This is a genomic window from Shimia litoralis, from assembly GCF_005518135.1.
GTDB classification, from domain to species: domain Bacteria; phylum Pseudomonadota; class Alphaproteobacteria; order Rhodobacterales; family Rhodobacteraceae; genus Shimia_E; species Shimia_E litoralis.
In genome coordinates, this window is the sequence record NZ_SULI01000049.1 from 1 (window position 1) to 3,038 (window position 3,038).

Genomic DNA, 3,038 nt, shown 5'->3' on the forward strand with positions numbered 1-3,038 from the left:
AGCAGACTTTGAAAGGCAACAAGAACGGAAACTGCAAGGCGTCTAAGAAACTAGGGGCTATTCAAAGTCCGCTCTCAACTGGCCGTTCTCCAGTGAAGCGCCGCAGTTTCAGTATTTACCGGTGACATCCCTAAATTTATGTGACCGCCACCCATGTTTTCATACCAGCCGCCTGATGGCCGAGCATATGGCAGTGCAATAACCATTTGCCGGGATTGTCGAATACGCAAATGATGTCACGGGTCTCGCCTGCGTCTACAAGTGTTGTATCACGCAGCGCGCCCAAATGGCCATCATTCTCAACTTCATAGAAGTGATGTCCATGCAAATGAATGCCATGCGGAAAGCGGGTGTCGTTTACCAGTTGGATGCGCGCTGTCTGTCCGCGCCGGAAGCTATGGAATGGGGTGTTCGTCAGCCCAGACTGGTCGTTGAAGGCCCAAATATCCCCACCTATCATCCCCTGCATCATACGAGCGCTCATTGCGCCACCTTCCATGGTAAGGGTCAGGTTGATCGGGTCATTCAGGTCAGGTCTTGCGGTCTTGTTTGGTGGAAGTGTGGAAATCTCCGACGGCCGCCTTTCCGTATTCTCTCCAGCCACAGGAATTTCGCCCAAAAGATAAGGGCCATCCCGTGTCGGAAAGACAACACTGACCTGGTCGGAAGAGGTTACGTCTGCGATGATATCCGCACGCTGGGCCGGGGCCAGAATTAAACCTGAGGGTACCAACGGGTCAGTGACCGGCATGCCGTCTAAGGCGACGATCTTTCCGTCTGCACCCTCAAGATCGACAGGAAACACCCGGTCAGTCGCGACATTGATTAGCCGCAAACGAACCCGATCGCCCAGCCGGACAGGTACATTCGGTTCGACAAGCGCCCTTGCAAAATTGCCGAGCCGCCCCTGATGGGCTTGATCATGCATGTTTTCGAAACCTTCAGCGAGCGTGCCGTGATCAGTCATGCGCCAATCATCAATCATGACGATCAGATCATGGTCCACATCTGGCGGTGTCGCTTCATCTACGATCAGCGGGCCATAGAGCCCTTTGGCAACTTGTTCCCACGACCGATTGTGCGAGTGATACCAGAATGTTCCCGCATCGGGGGCGTGAAACCGATAGTAAAATTCGGCGTTCGCTTCGACAACCTCTTGGGTCATTCCTGGAACGCCATCCATCGCATTGGCGATCCGCAACCCATGCCAATGCACCGCTGAGCCCTCATCAATCTGGTTCAGGAACCGGACGTCAAAGATATCTCCCTGGCGGATGCGAAGCACCGGGCCGGGCGTGCTGCCATTGAACCCCAACATCGGAGTGGCGGGTTCACCGTCGGGCAGGATTTGGGCGCTGACGGGCTGCGCAACTAACTCCACGGAAGTTGACGCAAGTGCGATACCTGGCGCCAATGCTGCCGCACTTGTTGTGATCAGAAATTCTCGTCTGTTCATGGAAAACCTCAATTTGGTAGTGTCATCACACTGGTGAGCGTTGCTGTCGCCGCAAGCACTGCCAGAATAACCGCTGTTTCAATTTCGATGGATCGCACCAGTCGTTTTGCGACGGTAGCGTCACCGTCTTGCATGGCCGGAACAATGCGAAGCTTGTTTATGGCAGCTAAGGCCAGCACAACGCCAACCAACACGACTTTGGCCAAAAGGGTTTGCCCATAAACTGTTGACCCTAGTGTCTCCAGATCGCCCAGTAACAGCCAAGCCATCAATATACCGGCCAAGATCAACACCGGAACAATCGCAGCCGCTACTTGCCCAAAGCGGTGCCCCAAGAGGGCCGCGTTGTCCAAGTGCTCTGACTGTTGTGATAGATTACGCAATGGGCCAAGTATGCCAACCCAGAACGCGACGCCGAGAAGGTGCAAAAGCAGGAGCAGACGGATGCCGGACTGGCCCAAGTCGGGCACATGCCCGATGTTTGTAAAAGACCAAAAGGCGACGATCCCGCCAACAAGCGCAACCCATTTGCCAACACGGGAGATAAACTCCCCCCAAATGATCATAGCCGCGCCAATAATGCGACAGATCAGGGCGTCACCAACGGGCGTCGTCCATAACAGACCGAGCATTTCTGGATCGATCATGCCATCAGCCCCGCCTGTCAAAGCGGCTCCGCGCAACATAAAGCCAACAACGGAAGCGCCAAGAGCAAGCGCCGCCAAGTAAACTGACTGCATTCGCATCCGGTCGCCTAACGGCGCCACAAGAGTTGAAAACGCAATTCGAACCATCACAAGCCCGGTCGATCCCGCGAAGCCGATATAGAGCATCAGCTTTGCGATAATCGCCGCGACTTCCCAAGTGTCCGGAATGCTCAATCCACCGTAAATGAGAAGTCGCCCTGCATGGCGTGACCGTCCGCCCCCAGGCCCCGCCATTCGATGTGGTAAGTTCCCTCTCCCATACCTTCAAGAGGCAGCGCAAACTCACGGCCAAAGCTTGTTTGGTCACCGAGATCGAGCCGAACCGAGGGATGATCCTGGTGGATCATCTCCACCCGCGTCAGCCGTATTTCTTTGGCAAACTGGAAGCTGATTTCGGACGGAGCTTGCGCAACAGTCGCGCCGTTTTCCGGCGTCGTTGTGTCCACACGAGAATGCGCATTTGCGCCAGTGGAAAATGCACTTACGAGAGCAATGATAACAAGTTTTTTCATCGGGACAATCCTTAGTTAATTCCGTTGGCGCGCTGGATCTCGCGGATGTAGGCGATGACCATTGCAACATCACCACGCGTCAGACCTGCCACTGGCTGCATATCGCCAAACTGCCAGTGGTGGCTTCTTACACCATTGGCGACGGCGCGTTGAAACGCTTCATCCGCATGGTGGCTGGGCTCATAAATGACGTGGATCAACGGGGGGCCTGCGCCTTCATTGCCTACTGCGTTAGTGCCATGGCATTCAACACAGGCATTCTCAAATATGCGCTGACCAATGGCGGCATTGCCTTCTTGAAGTGGTCCGGCAAATTCGGACAGCGTGCTAAGATGTATCCAACCCGATTGAATGGATACAAGA

General features: G+C 54.7%; 4 protein-coding genes. All 4 read right to left on the reverse strand.

Annotated features, from left to right (window positions below; all coding sequences use genetic code 11):
- Positions 1-136 precede the first annotated feature (136 nt).
- Positions 137-1,456 carry a multicopper oxidase family protein gene (locus FAP39_RS17195; protein ID WP_138017600.1) on the reverse strand — a complete coding sequence of 440 codons (1,320 nt, stop codon included), beginning with the start codon at positions 1,454-1,456 and terminating at the stop codon, positions 137-139.
- Between the two features lie 8 nt (positions 1,457-1,464).
- Entirely contained in the window at positions 1,465-2,337 is an 873-nt protein-coding gene (locus FAP39_RS17200; RefSeq protein WP_246059248.1) for a copper resistance D family protein, read from the reverse strand.
- On the reverse strand, positions 2,334-2,675 hold the full coding sequence (locus FAP39_RS17205; protein WP_138017601.1) for a copper resistance CopC family protein: 342 nt from the start codon (positions 2,673-2,675) through the stop codon (positions 2,334-2,336). Before FAP39_RS17205 ends, FAP39_RS17200 begins: the two co-directional genes overlap by 4 nt.
- 11 nt (positions 2,676-2,686) lie before the next feature.
- Positions 2,687-3,038, reverse strand: a 352-nt coding sequence (locus FAP39_RS17210; protein WP_246059249.1) for a c-type cytochrome, incomplete at its 5' end; no start/stop codon positions are given.

Coding starts and splice junctions, on each gene's coding strand:
- FAP39_RS17195 (WP_138017600.1), bottom strand. CDS start 1,456: ATGAACAGACGAGAATTTCTGATCACAACAAGTGCGGCAGCATTGGCG.
- FAP39_RS17205 (WP_138017601.1), bottom strand. CDS start 2,675: ATGAAAAAACTTGTTATCATTGCTCTCGTAAGTGCATTTTCCACTGGC.